We start from the raw sequence: 22,514 nt of genomic DNA on the forward strand, positions 1-22,514 counted from the left end.
CGAGGCTGAAAAGCGTAGTCGATGGGAAACAGGTTAATATTCCTGTACTTATGCATATTGCGATGGAGAGACGGAGAAGGCTAGGCCAGCGCGGCGATGGTTGTCCGCGTTTAAGGTTGTAGGCTGGGATCTTAGGCAAATCCGGGATCCTAAGGCTGAGAATTGATGACGAGTCCTCTTTTGGACGAAGTGGTTGATGCCCTGCTTCCAGGAAAAACTTCTAAGCGTCAGATATGTGTGAACCGTACCCCAAACCGACACAGGTGGTCAGGTAGAGAATACCAAGGCGCTTGAGAGAACTCGGGTGAAGGAACTAGGCAAAATGGTACCGTAACTTCGGGAGAAGGTACGCCGACCGGTGTGAAGGACTTGCTCCGTAAGCACTGGTCGGTCGAAGATACCAGGTGGCTGCGACTGTTTATTAAAAACACAGCACTCTGCAAACACGAAAGTGGACGTATAGGGTGTGACGCCTGCCCGGTGCTTGAAGGTTAATTGATGGGGTTAGCTTAGGCGAAGCTCTTGATCGAAGCCCAAGTAAACGGCGGCCGTAACTATAACGGTCCTAAGGTAGCGAAATTCCTTGTCGGGTAAGTTCCGACCTGCACGAATGGCGTAACGATGGCCACACTGTCTCCACCCGAGACTCAGTGAAATTGAAATCGCAGTGAAGATGCTGTGTATCCGCGGCTAGACGGAAAGACCCCGTGAACCTTTACTATAGCTTCACAGTGAACTTTGAACCTACTTGTGTAGGATAGGTGGGAGGCTTTGAAACTAAGACGCCAGTTTTAGTGGAGCCGATCTTGAAATACCACCCTGGTATGTTTGAGGTTCTAACTCAGGTCCCTTATCGGGATCGAGGACACTGTGTGGTGGGTAGTTTGACTGGGGCGGTCTCCTCCCAAAGAGTAACGGAGGAGCACGAAGGTGTGCTCAGCATGGTCGGAAATCATGCATAGAGTGTAAAGGCAAAAGCACGCTTAACTGCGAGACAGACACGTCGAGCAGGTACGAAAGTAGGTCTTAGTGATCCGGTGGTTCTGTATGGAAGGGCCATCGCTCAACGGATAAAAGGTACTCCGGGGATAACAGGCTGATACCGCCCAAGAGTTCACATCGACGGCGGTGTTTGGCACCTCGATGTCGGCTCATCACATCCTGGGGCTGAAGCCGGTCCCAAGGGTATGGCTGTTCGCCATTTAAAGTGGTACGCGAGCTGGGTTTAGAACGTCGTGAGACAGTTCGGTCCCTATCTGCCGTGGACGTTTGAGATTTGAGAGGAGCTGCTCCTAGTACGAGAGGACCGGAGTGGACGAACCTCTGGTGTTCCGGTTGTCACGCCAGTGGCATTGCCGGGTAGCTACGTTCGGACGGGATAACCGCTGAAAGCATCTAAGCGGGAAGCCTCCCTCAAGATAAGATCTCACTGGGACTTTAAGTCCCCTAAAGAGCCGTTCGAGACTAGGACGTTGATAGGTTGGGTGTGTAAGCGTTGTGAGGCGTTGAGCTAACCAATACTAATTGCTCGTGAGGCTTGACCATATAACACCAAAGTGGTTTTACAGAACTCTGAAGAAAACAGAGTGAGCTACAAAGAATTTACGATAGTACTGAAATGGTTCCAGACAATTTTCAGTATTTCCTCCATCCTTGGAGGTTCCGGTTTGATACTTGATTATCGCTGTTTCAAAAGTTGATTGTTAAAGATACCAAGTAAACGAATTTGTGCTGAGCACATCCGAGTTTTCTTGATAATCATAGAGGCGTTGAACCACCTGATCCCATCCCGAACTCAGAAGTGAAAAGCGCCATCGCCGATGGTAGTGTGGGAGATCCCATGTGAGAGTAGGTCGTTATCAAGATCTTAATTAAGAAGCCCTGATCGGAAACGGTCGGGGCTTTTTTACGTGTGGAAGAAAGTCAGAATGAAGATAGGTAAAGTAGTTTTCTGGGGTAGAGGTGTTCTACCGAATTAACCACCTAATCCCATCCCGAACTCAGAAGTGGCTCTTTATACGCCACAGGCGCTCGCCATGTCTATGGTAGTCCCACAAGGGGATAAGCATAGGTCGTACCGCAAAGGGCATAAAAATCGTCAAGCTTCTCATACAAAAAGCCCTGATCGGCAATGTTCGGGGCTTTTTTACGTATGGAAGAAGCTCAAAATAAAAGCAGGGGGAGTAAATCTCCAAGGCGCAATTCTTGCGATGGTATGATTGAACCACCTAATCCCATCCCGAACTCAGAAGTGGCTCTTTATACGCCACAGGCGCTCGCCATGTCTATGGTAGTCCCACAAGGGGATAAGCATAGGTCGTAGCGCAAAGGGAATAAAAATCGTCAAGCTTCTCATACAGAAAGCCCTGATCGGAAACGGTTGGGGCTTTTTTACGTCTGTAAGAAACTCAAAATAAAAGCAGGGGAAGTAAACCTTTGAGGCAGCGTTGTTTTACTGCTACCGTCCCAAAAGGTCTTCCATTGCTAGCACTGAATGAATTTAAAATGCCAATTTAGACTTTAAAGAAGCGGATGTCCGTTTTTAAGTCATTAGCTAGATTGTTTAATTTGTTTGTCGCCGTGTCGTTCGTTTCAAGTAAGGACATAGTTTGTTGCGACGTGTTGTTAAGTTGATCTATTACATTGGCGACATTATTGATGGCGTCTTGCTGAGATAAGGTGGTTTGGACGACGTCCTTGATTTGCGATAGAGAGTCGCTGGCATGCTGTTCTATATTTGTTAGCAACTGAGAAGCTTGTTCTGCCAGAGAGCGGCCATTCTCAACAAGAGGTTGCGTCGTTTCCATTGCAATAACAAATTCTCTGACTTCTGATTGTATTTGCGAAAGTGTGACGTCTATTTGGGTAGTAGCGTCACTGGTACGTTTAGCTAAATGCCTTACTTCATCGGCAACAACAGCAAAGCCTCTACCAGATTCACCTGCACGAGCCGCTTCAATGGCGGCATTTAAAGCCAGTAGATTTGTTTGATCTGATATATCACTGATAATGTTTGTGATGCTGCTGACCTCTTTAGTCAATTGATCCAATTTATGGATTTGCTTAGCGGTTTTATCAACCATGTTGGAGATGTGGGTCATCTCCTCAGCATTTTTAGTAATGACTTGTCGGCTCTGTTTTGCGTAGGCAAGGGTAGTACTTGAATTTTCCTCTGTACGAGAGGCTTTTTCTGCCACCGTATTAACGCTTGAACGCATGCCTTCGAGTTTACCTAGGCTCATATTGGTCAACGTCGCTTGTTGATTAGCGGCACTGAGAATATGGTTTGAACCGTCCGAAACAATGTCCAATTGATTGGTTAATCGGGAGGATGCTTGCAAGATATTTTCTACAGTCGATTGTAATTTATCACGCATTAAGGCTAGTGAGCCAAGAATACTCTTGTTGTAAGGAGTATTGATTTTGATGGTAAGGTCACCTTGAGCGATTTCAGATAAGAGATTGGCAGCCTCATGAGGTTCTCCTCCCAGAGATTTATGCAAGCTACGCTCTATTAAAAAAGCTATTAAGCAACTGATAATAATGGCAATTATGGTGAAACTAAGCATAAGTTCCTGAAAATTACCTGCTACAGCTCTGGCTTTTGGGGTTTCTGATTGATTGATTTGTTCTTGGTAATCAATGAATTGATTTATATTGGCTAGCCAGTCGATAAAGGCTGGGCGCAATTCTTTTAATACTAATTCACTGATATCTTGGCCATTTGTTCTGTCTTCGATAGTGCGTTGAATTAAAGGCTGAGTATGACGGTGAATGTCCTCAATTTTGTCTAATATTTGTCGTTCTACATCTGTAAATACTATGCCATTAAGGATCATCTGGTTGATGTCCTGACGCGACTTTTGATAATCATTAGCTAACGCTTTAATTTCATCAGAAAACTGCTTAACTTGCTCTATAGAAGAGGCAATAGCAATATCACGAATAGCGATTGCTCTGTCATGGACACTGCCACGAAAGTTGATCGCATGGCGTTGTTTGACGGCATTGATGTCAGTAACCTCGGCAAGGGTAAGGTCGATATAGTTTACTTTTTGAATACCCATCCCGGTGAGAATGACCATAAGCAGAAGAATACACCCGAATCCTATGAGTAGGCGTTTACGAATTGAAATTTGCGTTAAGAACGACATAAAGATCCTTTAACTAAATGATTTTTCTATATTTATCATTAATGTAACTTCAATGTTTCATTCTTAACAATCGTTAATTTTTAACAATCAGATAGATAGATTAAATTGCCATTTTAAATGCCTTTATGATTTTACAATGAGAGTCCATTTTGCTTTTTGATCTGTTGTGTATTGTGTTTCATCAATTTTAATAATATCAATTAAAACAATTATTTATGATAAAAATGGGTTTAATAGAGGCGTTATATTAGGTTAAATTAACCTTGAGGAGCAAATGAAATAGTGGCGATTCATGTTTTCCTTCAGAAAGAGAGTGTAACGACCTGAATATTTTTTAATTTCTATGATGAGTGAAGAAAATGAGCTTAGATAAGGCCCCAGACCATGTTAAATTGGCGGTGGATTTAATTGAGTTATTAGAAACCAATGAAATAGCCCCTGATGTGGCTGTTGAAGCATTACGTTTGGTCTTAAAAGACTTTGAAAATAAACTGAGTACAAAAGAATAGCTTGTACTAATGAGCCTTGTTGGCAAGAAGGATATATGGCAATTATTGCAATGACTCTAGTGGCAGCGGTGGCCTTGTTGCACTTTTACATTCTGTATTTGGAGATGTTTTGCTGGACGACTCCCAAAGGACGAAAAGCATTTGGTCTGACGGAAGAGTTCGCAGAGTCCAGTAAGGTGTTAGCAGCGAATCAAGGTTTATACAACGGTTTTTTAGGGGCGGGTTTATTATGGGGCTTGTGGCTTGGTGAAGCTGGTCAGTCCGTGGTGGTCTTCTTTTTGATTTGTGTATTGGTGGCTGGCCTTTATGGCGGGATGACAGCCAATAAGAAGATTATCTTTATTCAGGCAGCGCCAAGTGCCATCAGCTTACTGGCGGTGACTTTACTGTAAATGTAAGCGTCCCATCTAATAGATGGGACGCTAGTGTCTTCGCTTTTACGTCAATTTTTACATCAGCGCTTTGGCGCTTTCAGTGAGGCGAATGGCTTGGTCGCAAGCATTTGCCAACTCTGTGCCTTTTTTAACAAAGTGGCGGCTAAAGTAATTCTTGTGCTCTTCATGTTCATGGAAGTTATGGGGCGTTAACACAGCCGTTAGCACAGGCACTTCTGTTTCTAACTGGACTTGCATCAACGCGCTGCATACCGTTTGCGCGACAAAATCGTGACGATAAATACCACCATCGACCACTAGAGCGGTACCGGCAATCGCTGAGTATTGACCACTTTTAGCCAATAACTTGGCTTGCAGTGGAATCTCATAGGCGCCGGGCACTGGAATAAGATCGATGAGGTCTTTGTTATAACCACGTGCCACTAACTCTTCACAGAAAGCATTGGCACAGTTCATCACAATGTCTTCGTGCCATGCAGCATGAAGAATCGCAATGCGTTTATTAGCTGGATTGAAATCAATTTGATTCGTTGAGCTCTGATTCATTTTTGTATCCTAATATAAGCGAAATGTGAATCAGGGCGAACGGGCAGGCAAAAACACCGTATAATTACGGAATACCAAAATAGGGTTTCACCAAGCGGCGATACCTGTTGCGGTTTTGTCTGACACGCTCTCTATCATCCGGACTATCACCGTCGGCTCTGGAGTTACACCAGATCTGCTGTCCCTAATCAATAGATTAGGCGCTCGCGGGCTTAGACTGAGTCTTTACCGCCGGTGGGGAATTTCACCCCGCCCCGAGAACGAAATCGGAATAACTCCGATCTGTAAAATATACGTGTAGAAAGAAAGACTTGTCAAAGTCTATTTGAAAAATTAATAGACTTTTCAGAGGTTTGTCATCTAATGACACATTTATGTTGGATTGGTAACAAAAGTTAACTGTTTGAATCATTAGTGTCACTTCAAATAGAGTGGAAATGTCTTATATTAAGCAGCAGCGTTTACAAAAGAATGGAGTCTTTGTTATGTCACTTTCTCAACTTCCTTTGGCAAAAAGTGCATTCATATTGGCTTGTCTCTTCCTTACTGCCTGTAGCAATATTGACCTACAAACTCAAGCTGACGATGTTTCCATTGAAATCGAAAATCAAACCAATCTGGTGATTTATCGTTGCGAGCAGGATGAGTTACTTGCTTATTTTCATGGCAATCGAGCCGAACTAAAATGGCAAGCAAAAAGTTATTATTTAACTCAAGTCGTTAGCACTTCTGGTGTTAGGTACTTTGGTGAATCTTTATCTTTTTGGGCGCATAACCAAGATGCGGAGTTAGAACTGGACACAGGTGACAAAGTCAATTGCCGTCTTGTAAAAGTAGAATCTTAGTTTTGCCTGAGAATCCTTCACTTTAATCGTCCGTGTTTTCATCCCGTCAATACTTTAATCCGTGTACAATAGCTGCCGATGACGCCATTTTGGCAAAATATTGGGTATCAGAGATTAGATGAGTAAATTATTTGTGATGGGCATGGGGCCTGGTGACTTAGGTTTGGTCACTCCCAACGCTACACGAGCTTTGGCAGCTTGTTCTGATTGGGTGGCTTATGGCTATTACTTGAAATTACTGGGTGAATTGAGTGAAGGAAAAGCTTTTCATGATTTGCCCCTTGGTGAAGAAATTGGGCGTGCTAGATTGGCCTTAACATTAGCCGCTGAAGGAAAAAACACTGCACTGATTTCTAGTGGTGACATAGGCATCTATGCCATGGCGACCTTAGTTTTTGAATTGCTGGATCAGCAATTGCAGGGTAAAGAGTCGCATCCAGAGTGGCTGGATGTTGAGATTGAGGTGATCCCAGGAATTTCGGCCATGCAAGCTGGTGCGAGCCGTGTTGGTGCTATGCTGGGTCACGACTTCTGTACTATTTCCTTATCTGATCTATTAACGCCTTGGGAAACCATAGACAAACGTTTGCATGCCTGCGGTGCAGGGGATTTCGTGGTGTCCTTTTATAATCCAGTATCGAAAAAGCGAGATTGGCAGTTGAACCACGCGCGTGATGTGTTGTTGCAGTATCGTCCTGCGAGCACACCTGTGATGATAGGTCGCCAATTAACTCGTCCTGAAGAAGACATTCGTTTTATCACCCTAGGCGAGTTGGATGCTAAAGAGGTAGACATGTTTACCATGGTGAGTGTGGGTAACTCGGATACCAAACACATAGTAAATGGCGATAAAGAGTGGATTTACACGCCACGGGGTTACTCTAAAAAGCTTTAAAAAGAGACATAAAATGACGGTGTATTTTATTGGTGCAGGTCCTGGTGACCCAGATTTAATGACAGTGAAAGCGGTAAAGACCATCGTCTCATGTCAGGTAATTTTGTATGCAGGTTCACTTATCCCGACACAAGTGATTGATAGCGTTAGGGGAACCGCAGAAGCCATTTATGACACGGCAGAAATGCATCTTGATGAGACGACAGCTGTCATAGAAAAAGCCGTTAAAGAAGGCAAAAATGTGGCGCGATTACAATCAGGTGATCCGGCTTTATACGGTGCTATTGGTGAGCAGATTCGACGATTGCAAGCCTTGGGTATTGACTATGAAGTGATTCCGGGCGTCAGTGCGGTTGCGGCTTCTGCCGCCTTATTGAAAAAAGAACTTACCTTATCCGGTGTATCGCAAACTGTAATTATGACGCGATATGAGGGCAAAACGCCTTTTCCTGAACGAGAGCGACTACCAGCATTGGCGCAAAGTGGTGCTACCTTAGCCATTCATCTTGGTATTACGCGCATACATAAAATTGTTGAAGAGCTGATTCCACATTATGGTGAAGATTGTCCCGTTGCTGTGTGCTACCGCACCAGCTGGCCAGATCAGGATTTCGTGACTGGCACTTTAGCCAACATAGTGGCAAAAGTAAGAGCAAAGAAATTTACCCGTACCAGTTTGATTTTAGTAGGTAAGGTGCTAGACACAGAAGACTTTGCCGACTCCTATTTATACGATAAATCTCAGGCGCACATTTTTCGCAAGATTCATCAGACTGAGAAAAACAAAGGATAATTCATGCAACTGAACAAAATCCCTACCACCATTGTCACTGGCTTCTTGGGCAGTGGTAAAACCACCCTTTTGTCGAATGTCTTGAAACAAGCGGCTGGTAAGCGTATTGCTGTTATTGTGAATGAATTTGGTGAGTTGGACATTGACTCAGATTTACTGCGTGCTTGTCCGCTCGATTGTGACGATGAACAAAGCGCTGGCCAGCGCAGCGAAGAAGGCTTTTACGAGCTGGCTAACGGTTGTATCTGCTGCACCGTGGAAGAAGAGTTTCTGCCCGTGATGGAGCAGTTGGTCGCACGTCGTGATGATATTGACCACATTCTTATCGAGACCAGTGGTTTGGCCTTGCCTAAACCTCTGGTACAAGCCTTTAACTGGCCGGGAATCAAAGAGCATTGCACTGTGGATGCGGTTATTACGGTAGTGGATGGTCCTGCGGTAGCGGCAGGGCGCTTTGCCCACAATGAAGAAAAGGTACAAGCACAGCGTCTGGCGGATGACAGTTTAGACCACGACCCAAGTTTGCAAGAACTATTGGACGATCAACTCAGTGCTGCCGATTTAGTTGTAGTGAGTAAAAATGACTTACTGAACGATGTTGAGCGCGTCAAAGTGCAAGAAGTGATTGCTAAAGAAGTGCCTCACACAGTGAAAACCGTTTACATTGAAAATGGCGAAGCTGCAATGGATAAATTGTTGGGCATTGATGCGGCTTCAGAAGAGCGTATTGAGGCGGTGCATAACCATCATGATCATCATCATGCCCACGGTGAGCATCACGACCATGCTCATGACCATTTTGATTCTTTTGTGGTTAAGTTAGGGGAAGTATCTTCTGACTTATTACAAGAAGCGCTTGAACAATTGCTAGAGGGGCATAATATCTTCCGCGTGAAAGGCTTTGCGGCGGTGCATGGTAAGCCGATGCGTCAGGTTTTTCAGGCGGTAGGCCGACGTCTGGATCGTTATTTTGATCGTTTATGGCAGGCAGAAGAAATACGTCAGACCCAGTTAGTTTTCATTGGTAAGGGCATTGATAAGGCCGCCATTGAAGGGGCGTTGCACAACGCTTTGAGTGCATAAAAGGTTCCATCAGTGCATTTATTAGCAGCCAAACCAGGTGGTTTTGTCGACGACGAAGGCATTGTTGATCTAGAGCAGAGTCCAGCTGATTTAGTCATTTTGGCAGCGGCTGATTCTGTGCTGGGAGCCCTTGGTGCGGCGTTAGATGATATCGCTGGCGAAGACTATTTACCCAGCGTACGTTTAGCCAACTGGATGCAATTGGTTAAACCAGCGGCTTATGATTTATACGAACATAAGGTATTAGAAAGTGCCAAAGTGGTGGTGGTCTCCCTGTTGGGTGGCGAACACTATTGGCCTTATGGTTTTCAGCAGTTGCAAGCTTGGTGTCGGGCAAAAACCGGTCGCACTTTGATATTGGTGCCAGGAGACGACGCCGAAGATCCCAACTTGCTTGATGCTTCTAACGTGGATCGTGATGACTGTCGGCGTGTGTGGCGTTATTTACGGGAAAGTGGCTCGAGTAATGCGATTGAATGTTTGCGTTTTATCAGTGCGCGCTTTTTTCAGCAAGATATCGCTTGGCGAGACCCCATTCCGCTACCGAATACCTTGATTTACCATGCTGGCGATGTTGCCAGTTTTACTCAATGGCAAACCCATCACGTGGCGAAAAGGCAGGATCAGCCCGTTGTCTTATTGGTGTTTTACCGTTCCTTATTACAAAGCGGTAATACCCAAATGTTTGATGATTTATTGACCTTGTTAAGTGAGCAAGGTTTGTCACCCTTGGCTGTGGCGGTCAGTTCCTTAAAAGACCAAGCTTGTGTGGCGCAATTAGATGACCTGATTGCCCGAAGTGATGCCAAAGTCATCTTAAACACCACAGGCTTTGCCGCAAATCGCGCCGCCAGCCCAGACTTGTCGTCTAACCCAAGTGAGTTTCCTTCGACTTTTGCCGCCTCGCTACCCGTGTTGCAAATGATTTTATCTGCCAGTACAGAAGAAGATTGGCAACAACAAACACAAGGCTTGCGCAGTCGAGATGTGGCCATGCAGATCGTCTTACCAGAAATGGACGGTCGTATCATCACCAGAGCCATTAGCTTTAAGACATTGAGTCATTATCATGAAGCGGCACAGATAGATTTGGTGCGTTATAAATTGCATCCTGAGCGTGCCAATTTTGTCGCGGAATTGGCGGCCAGATACACTCAACTTGCCAATAAGACGAACCCACAAAAGCGCATTGCGTTGGTATTGGCGAATTATCCAACTAAAGATGGGCGCATTGGTAATGGTGTTGGCTTAGATACGCCTGCTTCCACGGTTAACCTGCTCAAAGTCATGAAACAGCAGGATTATCCAATTGAGAATGTGCCTGAACAAGGCAATCAATTGATTGAAGCTTTATTGGGCGCTGTGACCAATAATCCCAATAGTTTGCATGAAAGGGGTTGTTGGCAAAGCATGGCGCTGGAGGATTACCTGCATTATTTCTATCAGTTACCCATAGCAAGTCAGCAAGCGGTTTGGGATCGCTGGGGGCCACCAGAAGAGGATCACAAGTGTCGCCTGCAAAACGGTCAGTACCGCATCATGTTGGCGGGTATTCGTCTTGGGGAAACTTTTGTGGGTATCCAGCCCGCACGAGGCTTTAATTTGGATTTAGCTGCCAACTATCACGACCCTGATTTGGTACCGCCACACAGTTATTTGGCCTTTTATTTTTGGCTGCGCCATGTTTATAAAGTGGATGCCTTGGTACATGTAGGCAAACACGGCAATGTTGAATGGTTACCCGGTAAAGGCACTGCTTTGTCTGATGCTTGCTGGCCAGACATCGCTCTTGGCCCAATGCCGCACTTTTATCCCTTTATTGTCAATGATCCGGGCGAAGGCGCGCAGGCTAAGCGGCGTACTCAAGCTGTTATCATCGATCACCTAATGCCACCAATGACACGAGCAGAAACCTATGGTGATATGGCGGAGCTGGAAAATCTGGTGGACGAATATTATCAAGCCATGGGGATGGATGTTCGCCGAGAAAACTGGTTGCGTGAGCAGATTCTTAAAAAAGTCGTGCAAAGTCATTTGCTTGAAGAGCTAACTGGGATTGATGCAAACGACGATGAATCCGTGTTGGAAGGGCTAGACGCCTATTTATGTGAAATTAAAGAAGCACAAATTCGTCATGGCTTGCATCGTTTAGGGGAATTGCCTGAAGCTTCCAAATTGGCGGATACCTTGGTCGCTTTGTTACGCCTACCGCGAGGGAATGATGACAGCAGTCGTGGTTTATTGCATGCATTGGTGAGTGATTTAGACATTAATGTAGAGGATTTTGATCCTATGCAGACAAGTCGTAAAGTTTGGCAAGCGAGCAAGCCAGGGATATTAGCAGAAGTCAGTGAGAGCGACTGGCGAACCTATGCCGATACCAAAGAGCGTTTGGAGTTGCTGGCAGTTAAGCTGGTGGATAAATATTTGCTTCAAGATGTTGATCTAACAAACTTAGCGGCTCTATTACCTTTGACCTCTGCCTTATTAAGTCATGCTAAAACCAGCCTTTTATCGGCATTACACCTCAGTGCAGAACAAGAGCTACAAGCATTATTAATCGGTTTAGCGGGTGGATTTGTAGCACCGGGTCCGAGTGGTGCTCCGACTCGTGGTCGTTTGGATACCTTGCCAACAGGGCGCAACTTCTTTTCCGTGGACAACCGTGCCATACCATCGCCAGCGGCGTGGGCGATTGGCCAACAATCCGCTGATGCCTTGATTCAACGTCATCTTCAAGAACATGGGGATTATCCAAAAGAAATAGGTCTGTCTGTGTGGGGAACGGCCACCATGCGTACCGGAGGTGATGATATCGCTCAGGCCTTTGCATTAATGGGGGTTCGGCCTATTTGGGCGCCGGGGTCGAATCGAGTCACGGATTTCGAAGTGGTGCCTTGCATGCAATTAGGGCGGCCGCGAGTGGATGTGACGTTACGAGTCTCTGGCTTTTTTCGTGATGCTTTTGCCAATGTAATGAGACTGTATGATGCGGCAGTGCAAGCCATTGCAGAATTTGAGGAGCCGGGCACAGGTAATGTGATTCGTCAAAACATTCTGCAGCGAAAAGAAGCTTTATTATCACAAGGGCTTTCGAAAGAAGAAGCGAAACGGCAGGCGTCTTATCGTGTGTTTGGCAGCAAACCGGGTGCTTACGGAGCGGGTTTGCAAGGCCTGATTGACGAGCGTTGCTGGGATGAACGCAGTGACTTGGCAGAGGCTTATGTCAATTGGGGCGGATATGCTTATCATGGTGGTAAACAGGATGGGGTGGAAGCCAAAAAGGCCTTTGTCGATCGTTTATCCCGTTTGCAAGCCGTAGTACAAAATCAAGATAATCGCGAGCATGATATTTTAGACTCAGATGATTATTATCAATTCCAAGGTGGCATGACCAATGCGGTAACGCAATTTAGTGGTCAGACACCACAGGTGTATCATAACGATCATTCAAATCCGAGTTCGCCGAAAATTCGCACTTTAAAAGAAGAGCTAAACCGGGTGGTGCGCTCACGGGTGTTGAATCCAAAATGGATTCAAGCCATGCAAGAGCATGGTTACAAAGGGGCCTTTGAAATGACGGCCACTGTAGATTATTTATTTGCCTATGATGCAACCACAGATTTCATTGCCGATTATCAATATCAGCAAGTTACGGATGCGCTATTGTTAGATCCAGACAATCAAGCTTTTATGCGCGATAATAATATTCATGCCTTTGAAGAAATGGCGGAACGTTTATTGGAAGCCATTCAACGGGGAATGTGGCAAGACACAGAAGGCTATCAAGCCGCTATTCAGTCCTTATTGTTGGATATAGATCAACAGCAAGAACAAAAATGAGTGTCATCTTGGGCAGAAGAGGGCAGTCGAGATTAATGAAAAAGAGAGAAGTAATGAGCGATACCACTCCAATTAAAAAGCAAGGCATTATGATTTGTGGTCATGGTAGCCGAGATAAGGACGCTGAGCGTGAGTTTGGCTTAGTCGCCAAAGGATTGAAAGATCGTTATCCAGATCTACCGGTTGAATATGGCTTTTTGGAGTTTTCTGCACCCAATATTCACATGGGCTTAGACAGCCTGATTAAACAAGGTGTAGAAGAAATTTTTGCCGTGCCAGGCATGCTGTTTGCGGCGACGCATGCAAAAAACGATATCCCGTCCGTGTTGACTACTTACGAAGAAAAGCATCCGGGTTTGAAGGTCACTTATGGTCGTGAACTTGGCCTACAAGCAGACATGATTGAAGCCTTTCAGGCGCGTATTTATGAATCCTTAGGATTGGATCCTGAACAGCCGCCAGAGAATTTGTACGATACCATGTTGGTTGTGGTTGGACGTGGTACTTCTGATACCTCGGCTAACGCAGAGGCGGCAAAGCTAACCCGTATCGTGAATGAAAATATGGGCTTTGGTTGGGCTGATACCGTGTATTCTGGAGTGACTTACCCATCCGTGGGGATGGGCTTGGAAAAGCTACTGAAACTGGGTTTTAAGCGCATTGTTGTGGCACCGTACTTCTTGTTTACTGGACGTTTAATCAAACGTATTCAAGGCTATGTGGATAAAGTGGCTCAAGCTAACCCAAGTGTTGAGTTTGTAAAAACACCTTATCTTAATGATCATCCGCGAGTGATAGATGCCTTTGTGAACCGAGTAGAAGAGATTCGCCAAGGGGAATTACAGGCGGGTGAAGAGACATTGATGGGATCTTTTAAACGCCGTTTGGCAGCGGGGGAAGTGGAAGTTCATCATCATCACGCCGAATTTGTTGATCCCCAAGATGATACGCAAGGTTTATCTCAATCCGACCATCATCATACGCATCATCATGACCACTCCCATAATCACAGTCACTCACATGATCACAGTCACTCACATGATCACAGTCACTTCCATCCTCATGGGCATGATCACAGCCACTCCCATGCTCATGGGCATGATCACAGCCACTCTCATTCTCATGGGCATGATCACAGCCACTCTCATCCTCATGGGCATGATCACAGTCACTCCCATCCTCATGGGCATCATCATAGCCATTCTCATGGTGTATATAAGCACATTGCTCATCCAATGGGGCCACGAACTATGATAGGTGAGGGGATTTGTTGCTGCTTTATGAGTCAGTTTACGCAAGATATTCTGGATGAAGAGCAGGATAAAATAGATGGGGATTGCAGTAAAACGGCTCTTGCTCATAAGTAAAATGATGGTGTTTGATCATTCGTAATATAGCCAATCTTAGGATTGGCTTTTTTCTAAACATTTCATATATAGTTGTCTCCTTAAGTTAATTTTTTGGGGCTATAGCGGTAATAAAAAATGCTCGATCTTAAAAAACTTCTTACACTCAGAGGTTTTTTCAGTTTTACCTTTTTGCTACTGGTTATACTCAGTATTACGTCTTTGATCTTTGTGAATTCAGATTGGAATGTAAAAAAAGTACAACTGATAGCACAAAGTGAAGACGTAGACACTTTTGAAAGAATTTTGCCAGCAGGACAAAATTCATCATTGAAGGCCATGCAAAAAGGTTATCAGGTAATCTGTCGTCCTTTACAGCAGCCGGATAATAATTTATGTGGTTTGGTGTTTGTTTTGCCAAAAAAAGAGGGTAAAGGCTTTCCATTAGATACCTATCAATCCATTGCCTTTAATATCTCCACGCATTCATCCGCTGAAAATTTTGATGGACGTGTCAGAGTATTTGTCAAAAGCTATCTTGATGAGACGAAAGAGGCTGTTGATTATGTCCGAGACTATAAATTCCATGCGGTTCGCCTTGATCAAAATGGCTACACCCAGGTGCCGTTATCTCGCTTTAAGGTGGAGACCTGGTGGGAAGATATGCACAATATTCCATATGATCTTTCTTATGTTGATTTAAGTTCCGTTCATAGCATTGAGTTTTTTATTCATAAATTGCCTTTACAAGATGGAGAAGAATACCAACTGACAGTGGATCAGTTAGAAGTGTTTGGTGTGTATTTTCTAAAAAATACATTGTATATGATGCTCTTCTATAGCTGGTTGGCTTTTTGTGTGTTCTTTTACTTTATTTTTCGATACAAAGAAGCAAAGAAGATTAAGTCCAAAGCCTTTATTGACCCAGATTCAAAACTGTTAAATATGAATGGTTTTGAAGAAAAATATCAAAAATTAATTGGTCAAGATGTTATTTTTTATAAAGTCAAAATTCTTAACTGGAACAATTTAGTACGTAATTTTGGCATGACTATGTCACATTTCGTTTTGCGTGAAATAGTACTCAAAAATTACGTTTTCTACCGCAGCTTTTTTTACGCTTCTGCCCGTATCAATTATGATGAATTGATTTTTATTCGTCGTCGTAAGGCTTTGTCCAATGAGGAAGAAAAAGGCTTTATTAATACCTTTACGACCCCTGTTAATGTGGTTGGATTGGGAGAATTACGCTTAGACATCAAGGTAGGCGCTTCGATTGAAAAAAGTGCACCATTTAACAGTAAAGTGGTGTTAGAGCGTACTGATATTGCTCACCAGTCAATTCTTCATAGGGATGAGCGGATTCAATTTTTTAGCAATGAAATCAGTCAGCAAGCCGAAGAAAGATCCATTATTGAAAGGCAACTTCGTTTGGCATTAAGTGAAAACGCTTTTTATCTTCTATACATGCCGATTTTCAGTGCTTCAAAACAGAAAATTGTTGGTGTTGAAGCGTTGTTACGATGCAATTTTGGCGATCTGAAAAACATGTCTCCTGAGGTTTATGTTTCAGTTGCTGAAGAAAAGGGTCTTGTTCGTGATATTGATTTTATGGTGATTAACATGGCACTGAATGATATTGCTAATTCAGACTTTGGTGAAGATTTTGTCATTTCTATCAATATTTCTTCACAAGAATTACTCGATACTTCTTTCGTTGATCGCTTTAAAGAAATTGTTGTGCGCGCGGGGGTCGAATATCAGCGGATTTGTTTGGAGATTACTGAAACTTTCTTAATTGAAGTGGATGCAGTTTGTGTTAATACCATTAAGGATTTGAGGGCACTAGGATGTCGTCTGTCCTTGGATGATTTTGGTACAGGTTATACTTCCTTTCAGCAGTTGCTTAATTTTCCAGTGGATGAGATTAAAATTGATAGGAGTTTTATTGCTGGCATGGAAGGGCAAAATGGCTATGACGTGATAGTGGATTCGTTAGTGTCTATTGCCAGCTCATATGATTATCACGTCGTTGCGGAAGGTGTGGAGACTAAGTGTATTTTTGATAAATTAGTCAGTAAAAACTGTGATCTGATTCAAGGCTATTACATATCTAAGCCAATTCATCTTGTGGAATTGGCCAAGTTGAATGAAAAGATAGAAAAGAGAGAAGTTTGCTTTTAATGTGAATATCTTCCAAAGCAGTAACTAAGAGGAGAATGCATGTCTGATTCAAAAGCTAAAGCCGAAGGACGTTTAACCACCAGAACGGTTGCTATGCCAGCCGATACCAATCCAGCAGGAGATATTTTTGGTGGTTGGGTGGTTTCGCAAATGGATATTGCAGCGGGTATTTGTGCAGGGCAAAGAGCACAATCTCGTGTTGTTACTGTCGCCCTAGATGGTATGAGCTTCATCCGCCCAGTGAAAGTGGGTGACATACTAGGTGTGTATACACGAGTTGAGTCTGTGGGCCGAACTTCTATGAATATTCATGTAGAGGCTTGGGTTAGACGCGGTCGTATTGGCCACAGAGAAAAAGTCACCGAGGGTATGTTTAAGTTTGTAGCGATTGATGAGTCGGGTAAATCGACCCCCATTCCCAACGAGGAAGATCTGCCAGATTATGTCAATCATGGCTTTGAAGAGTTTTAACTATGTGAAATCGGCAGAGTTAGATTGGTAAGTTATACGATAGTGTTCCACAGGCCAGAAACCAGTGAACTGCTTTATACCTTCTTGCTCACTTATGCTTTCTTGATCACTAATGCCTTGATAGACAGTTATATTTGATAAGAACAGGCGCTCATAAGACTTATTCGCATCTTCCTGAACTTTTATGTGTCTTGATGGTCCTTTTATACATCTTAATGGTCGCAGTCGAGTTCGAGTCATAGCATTGGCTATGACGAATAAAAAGTACTTAAACTGGGGACTGGTTTAGAGGTTTTATCTTCATGATGAATAATCAAGTGATCACGCTTTCGTCTCTTCTGTTATTGCTTGCAGGATGCTCTCCATCAGCTGAGTTGACAGCTGGTGTTAGCTTAAGTGATTACAAAGGCTCCGCTAGTATTTCTCAAGGCCCAGCAAAGACCATAGAGGCGAATCTTTTTGAATGTGCGAATGGTAGAAGTCGTGTGGCGGGCATAGGAGAAATCACCGATTCTGATGGGAGAGTTTGGACGGTTCCCGCTCAAAATCACTTTCGCACAGCCACAAAAGCAGTCGATTTGTATGAATCATGTGCCAAGGTTACGCCTCGAAGCATGGCGAATGTAGACCAAGCATCCCTGCCTGTCACTGTGATTGACGCTGATGGAGAAGAAATTACAGGCTATATTTTTGCCGATAATTATTTTGAGTTATACATTAATGGTCAGCTCATCGGAGTAGACTCGGTACCCTTTACGCCCTTTAACTCTAGTGTCGTTAAGTTCAAGGTGAACAAACCTTATACTATTGCCGTAAAAGTGATTGATTGGGAAGAGAACTTAGGTCTGGGTACAGAATACAATCGTGGTAAGAAATATTACCCTGGAGATGGTGGCTTTATTGCGAGTTTTAGCGATGGTGTGGTGACCAGTTCAGATTGGCAGGCACAAACCTATTATATCGCTCCTATCTATGATTTAACCTGTTTAACAGAAGTGGATGGAAAGCGCTTATCAGATACTTGTACTTTGCTGGGTACAAACAATGGTGAGAATGCTTTTGCCGCTCACTGGCAAACACCAAGTGAATGGATGGATAAAGGGTTTGATTCAACATCCTGGCCTCAAGCAACGGAATATTCAGAAGAACAAGTCGGGGTAGATAACAAAAGATCTTATATGAACTTCATTGAAAAGTTCAGTGGCGCAGGTGCCAAGTTTATCTGGTCAACCAATCTTGTATTGGATAATGAAGTGTTGCTGAGATACGAAGTGAAATAGACGGATTGCTTCGTCCATTACGAATCATTACTTTGTTTAGTGGTCATAAAGGCTGGTATCGTGATTTGACTATGTGTCGGTTTGAATAGACGTTTGGTAACAAATTACTGAGCCAAAATTGAGCGTAAAAGTGGCCGAGCGTTTGATTGCTCGGCCAGTGTAAGTAACTAAAGTGAAATGACTTTTTTCACTAACATGGCTTATATATCGTGACGTAAATCAAAGCGATCCAACTGCATCACTTTCACCCATGCAGCAACAAAATCCTCGACGAATCTTGGTTGCGCATTGTCATAAGCGTAAACCTCAGCAACAGCTCTTAGTTCTGAATTTGAACCGAACAGCAAATCGATTGAGGTGGCCGTATATTTAGGCTCCCCACTGACCCTATCTAGGCCTTCGTAAATACCCTCCGTACTGGATTTCTGCCAACGGGTCGACATATCCAGTAGATTGACAAAAAAGTCATTACTTAAGGTGCCAGGAGTGTCGGTAAATACGCCATGAGAGGCCTCTCCAACGTTGGCGTTAAGAACACGTAAGCCACCAAGAAGTACCGTCATTTCAGGAATGGTTAAGGCTAACTGATCAGCACGATCAACCAGCATTTCGGCAGGGGATCGGTAGCTTTTCTCTTCATTGAAGTAATTACGAAATGCATCCGCCGCAGGTTCTAATAAAGCAAAGGAAGCCACATCGGTTTGAGACTGAAGGGCATCTGCTCGACCCGGTGTGAAAGGTACATCGACATTGACCCCCGCCTGTTCAGCGGCGGCTTCAATGGCGGCTGCGCCACCCAGTACTATCATGTCTGCCAAAGAGACTTTGGCACGACTATTCGCATTAAATGCCATTTGGATTTCACTTAGCTGAGCAATCACCTTCGACAATTCTGCTGGATTATTTACCGTCCAATTTTTTTGCGGAGCGAGGGCAATACGCGCTCCATTTGCCCCGCCGCGTTTATCACTGGCTCTAAAACTAGCAGCAGAAGCCCAAGCGGTTCGCACCAATTGCGGTATGGTCAGGTCGGTGTCGAGGATGGTTTTTTTCAGTGCCTGCACATCTTGACGATCAATCAAAGGATACTCAATAGCTGGCAAGGGGTCTTGCCAAATTAAGGGGTCAACAGGCGAGGTATCCGACAAGTATCGAGCGCGAGGCCCCATATCTCTATGGGTCAACTTATGCCAAGCCTTTGCGAAAGCAAGGCGATACTCTTCGGGGTTGGCGAAAAAGCGTTCCGCAATGGCACGATATTGTGGATCTGCTTTAAGTGCCAAATCCGCTGTTGTCATAACGGGCGGGTTGCGTTTTCCTTCGATGTGCGCATCAGGGACACTGGAATGCATCGCTTCATCGGTAGGAATCCATTGGATAGCACCCGCTGGGCTACGTGTTTGTTGCCACTCTAGATTAAGTAGGTTACTCAAATAGAGTGTTGTCCAGCGGGTTGGTGCTTGTGTCCAAGCCCCTTCTAATCCACTCGTCGTGGTATCTTCAGAATGGCCCTTGCCGCAACGATTATGCCATCCTAATCCCTGTTCCTCGACATCAGCAGCACCGGGTTCTGGGCCAACGCAATCTGCGGGTTTGCGAGCACCGTGCATTTTGCCGAAGGTGTGTCCACCGGCAATAAGAGCAACCGTTTCTTCATCGTTCATGGCCATCCGGCCAAAGGTTAGGCGGATATTCTTAGCAGACCCTAACAGATCCGGTTTGCCCATCGGACCTTCAGGGTTTACGTAAATCAAGCCCATATGCGTTGCACCGAGAGGACGTTGCAGCTGGCCGCCTTGTTGACGACGATCACTGGCTAACATTTCAACTTCTGGTCCCCAATACACAAAATCAGGTTCCCAATCATCGGTGCGACCAAAGGCAAAGCCATATGTTTGAAAGCCCATATTTTCCAGAGATATGGTGCCGGATAAAATCAATAAATCCGCCCAAGACAGATGTTCACCGTATTTTTGTTTGATTGGCCACAAAAGACGTCTGGCTTTATCAAGATTACCATTGTCTGGCCAGCTATTGAGTGGATCAAAGCGCTGTTGTCCTCCATCGCCACCGCCACGACCATCCAGTGTGCGGTAGGTGCCAGCGCTGTGCCAAGCCGTTCGAATAAAGAGGGGACCATAATTACCAAAGTCTGCTGGCCACCAATCTTGTGATTGAGTCAGCATGGCATTGATATCACGTTTTACTGCATCGACATCCAGCTTTTTAAAGGCTTCAACATAGCTGAAATTGTCGCCAAGCGGGTTTGATCGACTGTCATGATCACGTAGGGAGGATAAATCCAGTTGGTCAGGCCACCAAAACTGATTGCTTTTCGGTTGTCCAGGCATTGATTTGCCTGATCCTGCTGCGCCTGCTGGTTTGGTGCTGGTTGGGGGATTTTGGGCCATCGCTGAAGTAGCGAAAAGCCAGGCGAATGTGACTGCGAAAGTAGTCACCTTAAATCGTCTATCCTTTTTCATTTTCTATTCTCCTTGCCATCCTGGTCATGGATTCCGTTTACACGGTTATTTATATTAGTAATTGATAGATAGAGCCCTACAGATTCAAAAGAGCTTATCTAGCAAAGAAAGTATAATCAAAGCCACGACAAAGACCGAACATTTACAATTGATAATTTTTATTGAGTCGATAGATTTTGATTAATTGTGAGCGGGTTTACCGCTAGGAGTGTCATCTAATATGAGTAGTAGCAAGACTGTATGGGGCAGGCTAAAAAGTCTTCAGGTTTTGTCAAAGAGAGAAAATTAACTTTAGATGACAAGATGGTACCAGTGGGCGGACTCGAACCGCCACGCCTTTCGGCAACGGATTTTGAATCCGTCGTGTCTACCAATTCCACCACACTGGCCTTGAAAAAGGTGAAAGGTATTTTATGTTTTTTTCTATAGCTGTCAATTGTTTAAGTTAAAAAATTAAGAAATTGGTTGCATAACTTCATCCGACCACAAGATGGCTTCTAAAAATGCACGATTTAAAGACGCGAGTTGATTAGGTGTTAAGCTATTGATGTTATGCCACGCTTGTTGCTCGCAGCTTATTGTCCAATGAAGAAATTGTCCCAAGTCGCCAGATTGATCTAGGATTGCTGACAGAACTTCTTCTTCGAGAGCCGTCTGCTCCAAAATCACCTGTTTCTCAACTTGAAAGACAGCGTCCATTCCAGACATTAAACCTACCATGAATGCTGATTCAGACAGTCTGTTATCTATTTTTTCCGCCAGTAGTTGGCAACATTTCGCGCGAGTCAGCAGTATCTTGAACAGAGCGTTTGGTTGATTCGAAGAGGAGGTTAACGTAATGAGCAATGCCCAGCGTTTTAATTTTACTAGGCCAAGGAAAATCACGGCTTCTTTAATTGACATGACTTTTTTGCCAATACCACATATCGGACTGTTTAAAATTCGTAGTAGTTGGTATGACAACTTAGGATTTTTTTCAATAAGTAGGGACACTTTTTCTATGCTGATGTCTTTGTCTTGCAAGGCATTGACCAGCGCTATCGCACTGTGTGTCGCCGAATCGATAATACGACCCTTAATGATGGCAGGGCGTTGAAGAAAATAGCCTTGGAATAAGTCAAAGCCAAGTTTCTTACATTGCTCAAACATGGTGTGATCTTCTACTTTCTCTGCCAATAAAAGTAAGCCTTTGCGTTTTAAAGCAGCGATTTGCTCGCTATATTGGCAAGGAGGGGTTTTCAAAACATCAATTTTTACAATGGAAACCCAAGGCAGTAAGGCTTCATAATCTGCTTCAAATTGATAATCGTCTAAAGCAAATCGATAACCTGCAGCGCGCCATTTTTCTACCGCATGATAAAATTCAGGTGTTAACTTCTGGCTTTCCAAAATTTCAATGTAAACCGTATTGTGATCAATTGGAAAAAAGGCGTCAGACAGTATCAATTCGCTTGTCATATTCACGAAGAAGGGTTTACGTAACTGGGATTCAAGGTTTGTGATACCGATGCAAAGGTTCACTAAAACTTGGCTGGTAGCTACTTTTCCATCCGCAAACTGCGCTTGTTGGGCATCCATTCCACGGAACAATAGCTCATAACCAAATATCTCTTTATTGCGTTTGAGAATTGGTTGTTGAGCCATCATTAGGTCATCTAATACCGCGGGAAAATCCATCGTATCTTGC

At 44.2% G+C, this 22,514-nt stretch carries 15 protein-coding genes, 1 tRNA gene, 2 rRNA genes and 1 riboswitch (1 of these 19 only partly in view); of the genes, 13 read left to right on the forward strand and 5 right to left on the reverse strand.

The window, feature by feature from the left end; genetic code table 11:
• A 23S ribosomal RNA gene (locus tag ABXS85_RS16690) occupies nt 1–1,545 on the forward strand; it begins 1,592 nt to the left of the window's first position.
• Between the two features lie 205 nt (nt 1,546–1,750).
• Nucleotides 1,751–1,865: ribosomal RNA gene (rrf, locus tag ABXS85_RS16695) — 5S ribosomal RNA — on the forward strand.
• A gap of 648 nt (nt 1,866–2,513) precedes the next feature.
• On the opposite strand, the gene ABXS85_RS16700 is transcribed toward rrf, so the two are convergent.
• On the reverse strand, nt 2,514–4,154 hold the full coding sequence (locus tag ABXS85_RS16700; protein WP_353667659.1) for a methyl-accepting chemotaxis protein: 1,641 nt from the start codon (nt 4,152–4,154) through the stop codon (nt 2,514–2,516).
• Nucleotides 4,155–4,513: 359 nt separating this feature from the next.
• Between ABXS85_RS16700 and rsmS the strand changes: the two genes are divergently transcribed.
• Nucleotides 4,514–4,663, forward strand: a complete 150-nt coding sequence (gene rsmS / locus ABXS85_RS16705; protein ID WP_353667660.1) for a pleiotropic regulatory protein RsmS — start codon at nt 4,514–4,516, stop codon at nt 4,661–4,663.
• Between the two features lie 35 nt (nt 4,664–4,698).
• Nucleotides 4,699–5,055, forward strand: coding sequence for a DUF1304 domain-containing protein (locus tag ABXS85_RS16710; protein ID WP_353667661.1), 357 nt, complete (start codon nt 4,699–4,701; stop codon nt 5,053–5,055).
• 57 nt (nt 5,056–5,112) lie between these two features.
• Here the strand turns inward: ABXS85_RS16710 and ABXS85_RS16715 are convergent, their stop codons facing one another.
• Complete coding sequence (locus ABXS85_RS16715; RefSeq protein WP_353667662.1) at nt 5,113–5,604, reverse strand: 6,7-dimethyl-8-ribityllumazine synthase; 492 nt, start codon at nt 5,602–5,604, stop codon at nt 5,113–5,115.
• A gap of 122 nt (nt 5,605–5,726) precedes the next feature.
• Nucleotides 5,727–5,870, reverse strand: a riboswitch (FMN riboswitch).
• A gap of 219 nt (nt 5,871–6,089) precedes the next feature.
• Here ABXS85_RS16715 and ABXS85_RS16720 point away from each other — a divergent pair.
• The 9 genes from ABXS85_RS16720 (at nt 6,090) to ABXS85_RS16760 (ending at nt 18,344) form a co-directional block, all read left to right on the forward strand.
• Nucleotides 6,090–6,449 carry an MliC family protein gene (locus tag ABXS85_RS16720; protein WP_353667663.1) on the forward strand — a complete coding sequence of 120 codons (360 nt, stop codon included), beginning with the start codon at nt 6,090–6,092 and terminating at the stop codon, nt 6,447–6,449.
• Nucleotides 6,450–6,567: 118 nt separating this feature from the next.
• A complete protein-coding gene (cobJ, locus tag ABXS85_RS16725) occupies nt 6,568–7,344 on the forward strand; it encodes a precorrin-3B C(17)-methyltransferase (protein WP_353667664.1) in 777 nt (258 codons plus the stop codon).
• Between the two features lie 13 nt (nt 7,345–7,357).
• Entirely contained in the window at nt 7,358–8,137 is a 780-nt protein-coding gene (gene cobM / locus ABXS85_RS16730; RefSeq protein ID WP_353667665.1) for a precorrin-4 C(11)-methyltransferase, read from the forward strand.
• A gap of 3 nt (nt 8,138–8,140) precedes the next feature.
• Nucleotides 8,141–9,220 carry a cobalamin biosynthesis protein CobW gene (gene cobW, locus ABXS85_RS16735; RefSeq protein ID WP_353667666.1) on the forward strand — a complete coding sequence of 360 codons (1,080 nt, stop codon included), beginning with the start codon at nt 8,141–8,143 and terminating at the stop codon, nt 9,218–9,220.
• Nucleotides 9,221–9,232: 12 nt separating this feature from the next.
• The gene (cobN, locus tag ABXS85_RS16740) at nt 9,233–13,063 is read left to right on the forward strand and encodes a cobaltochelatase subunit CobN (protein WP_353667667.1); all 3,831 of its coding nucleotides are present in this window, start codon (nt 9,233–9,235) and stop codon (nt 13,061–13,063) included.
• A 53-nt stretch (nt 13,064–13,116) separates the two neighbouring features.
• Nucleotides 13,117–14,430, forward strand: coding sequence for a sirohydrochlorin chelatase (locus tag ABXS85_RS16745; RefSeq protein ID WP_353667668.1), 1,314 nt, complete (start codon nt 13,117–13,119; stop codon nt 14,428–14,430).
• Between the two features lie 117 nt (nt 14,431–14,547).
• Nucleotides 14,548–16,593, forward strand: coding sequence for an EAL domain-containing protein (locus ABXS85_RS16750; protein ID WP_353667669.1), 2,046 nt, complete (start codon nt 14,548–14,550; stop codon nt 16,591–16,593).
• Nucleotides 16,594–16,632: 39 nt separating this feature from the next.
• On the forward strand, nt 16,633–17,064 hold the full coding sequence (locus tag ABXS85_RS16755; RefSeq protein WP_353667670.1) for an acyl-CoA thioesterase: 432 nt from the start codon (nt 16,633–16,635) through the stop codon (nt 17,062–17,064).
• Nucleotides 17,065–17,366: 302 nt separating this feature from the next.
• Nucleotides 17,367–18,344 (forward strand): hypothetical protein, encoded by a 978-nt coding sequence (locus ABXS85_RS16760; protein WP_353667671.1) that lies wholly within the window; start codon nt 17,367–17,369, stop codon nt 18,342–18,344.
• Between the two features lie 200 nt (nt 18,345–18,544).
• Here ABXS85_RS16760 and katG read toward each other — a convergent pair whose 3' ends face one another.
• The 3 genes from katG to ABXS85_RS16775 all read right to left on the reverse strand — a co-directional run bounded on the left by katG (nt 18,545) and on the right by ABXS85_RS16775 (nt 22,504).
• Entirely contained in the window at nt 18,545–20,695 is a 2,151-nt protein-coding gene (katG, locus tag ABXS85_RS16765; RefSeq protein ID WP_353669787.1) for a catalase/peroxidase HPI, read from the reverse strand.
• A gap of 436 nt (nt 20,696–21,131) precedes the next feature.
• Nucleotides 21,132–21,216 (reverse strand) — tRNA-Leu (locus ABXS85_RS16770).
• Nucleotides 21,217–21,280: 64 nt separating this feature from the next.
• On the reverse strand, nt 21,281–22,504 hold the full coding sequence (locus ABXS85_RS16775; protein WP_353667672.1) for an HDOD domain-containing protein: 1,224 nt from the start codon (nt 22,502–22,504) through the stop codon (nt 21,281–21,283).
• Nucleotides 22,505–22,514 lie beyond the last annotated feature (10 nt).

The organism is Marinomonas sp. THO17 (assembly GCF_040436405.1).
Classification (GTDB): domain Bacteria; phylum Pseudomonadota; class Gammaproteobacteria; order Pseudomonadales; family Marinomonadaceae; genus Marinomonas.

Bases quoted from the DNA above. Each gene is read 5' to 3' on its own strand.
- ABXS85_RS16710 (WP_353667661.1), top strand. From the start codon at position 4,699: ATGGCAATTATTGCAATGACTCTAGTGGCAGCGGTGGCCTTGTTGCAC.
- cobJ (WP_353667664.1), top strand. From the start codon at position 6,568: ATGAGTAAATTATTTGTGATGGGCATGGGGCCTGGTGACTTAGGTTTG.
- ABXS85_RS16700 (WP_353667659.1), bottom strand. From the start codon at position 4,154: ATGTCGTTCTTAACGCAAATTTCAATTCGTAAACGCCTACTCATAGGA.
- ABXS85_RS16715 (WP_353667662.1), bottom strand. From the start codon at position 5,604: ATGAATCAGAGCTCAACGAATCAAATTGATTTCAATCCAGCTAATAAA.
- cobM (WP_353667665.1), top strand. From the start codon at position 7,358: ATGACGGTGTATTTTATTGGTGCAGGTCCTGGTGACCCAGATTTAATG.
- ABXS85_RS16775 (WP_353667672.1), bottom strand. From the start codon at position 22,504: ATGGATTTTCCCGCGGTATTAGATGACCTAATGATGGCTCAACAACCA.
- ABXS85_RS16720 (WP_353667663.1), top strand. From the start codon at position 6,090: ATGTCACTTTCTCAACTTCCTTTGGCAAAAAGTGCATTCATATTGGCT.
- ABXS85_RS16755 (WP_353667670.1), top strand. From the start codon at position 16,633: ATGTCTGATTCAAAAGCTAAAGCCGAAGGACGTTTAACCACCAGAACG.
- katG (WP_353669787.1), bottom strand. From the start codon at position 20,695: ATGCCTGGACAACCGAAAAGCAATCAGTTTTGGTGGCCTGACCAACTG.
- cobW (WP_353667666.1), top strand. From the start codon at position 8,141: ATGCAACTGAACAAAATCCCTACCACCATTGTCACTGGCTTCTTGGGC.
- ABXS85_RS16745 (WP_353667668.1), top strand. From the start codon at position 13,117: ATGAGCGATACCACTCCAATTAAAAAGCAAGGCATTATGATTTGTGGT.
- ABXS85_RS16760 (WP_353667671.1), top strand. From the start codon at position 17,367: ATGATGAATAATCAAGTGATCACGCTTTCGTCTCTTCTGTTATTGCTT.
- rsmS (WP_353667660.1), top strand. From the start codon at position 4,514: ATGAGCTTAGATAAGGCCCCAGACCATGTTAAATTGGCGGTGGATTTA.
- ABXS85_RS16750 (WP_353667669.1), top strand. From the start codon at position 14,548: ATGCTCGATCTTAAAAAACTTCTTACACTCAGAGGTTTTTTCAGTTTT.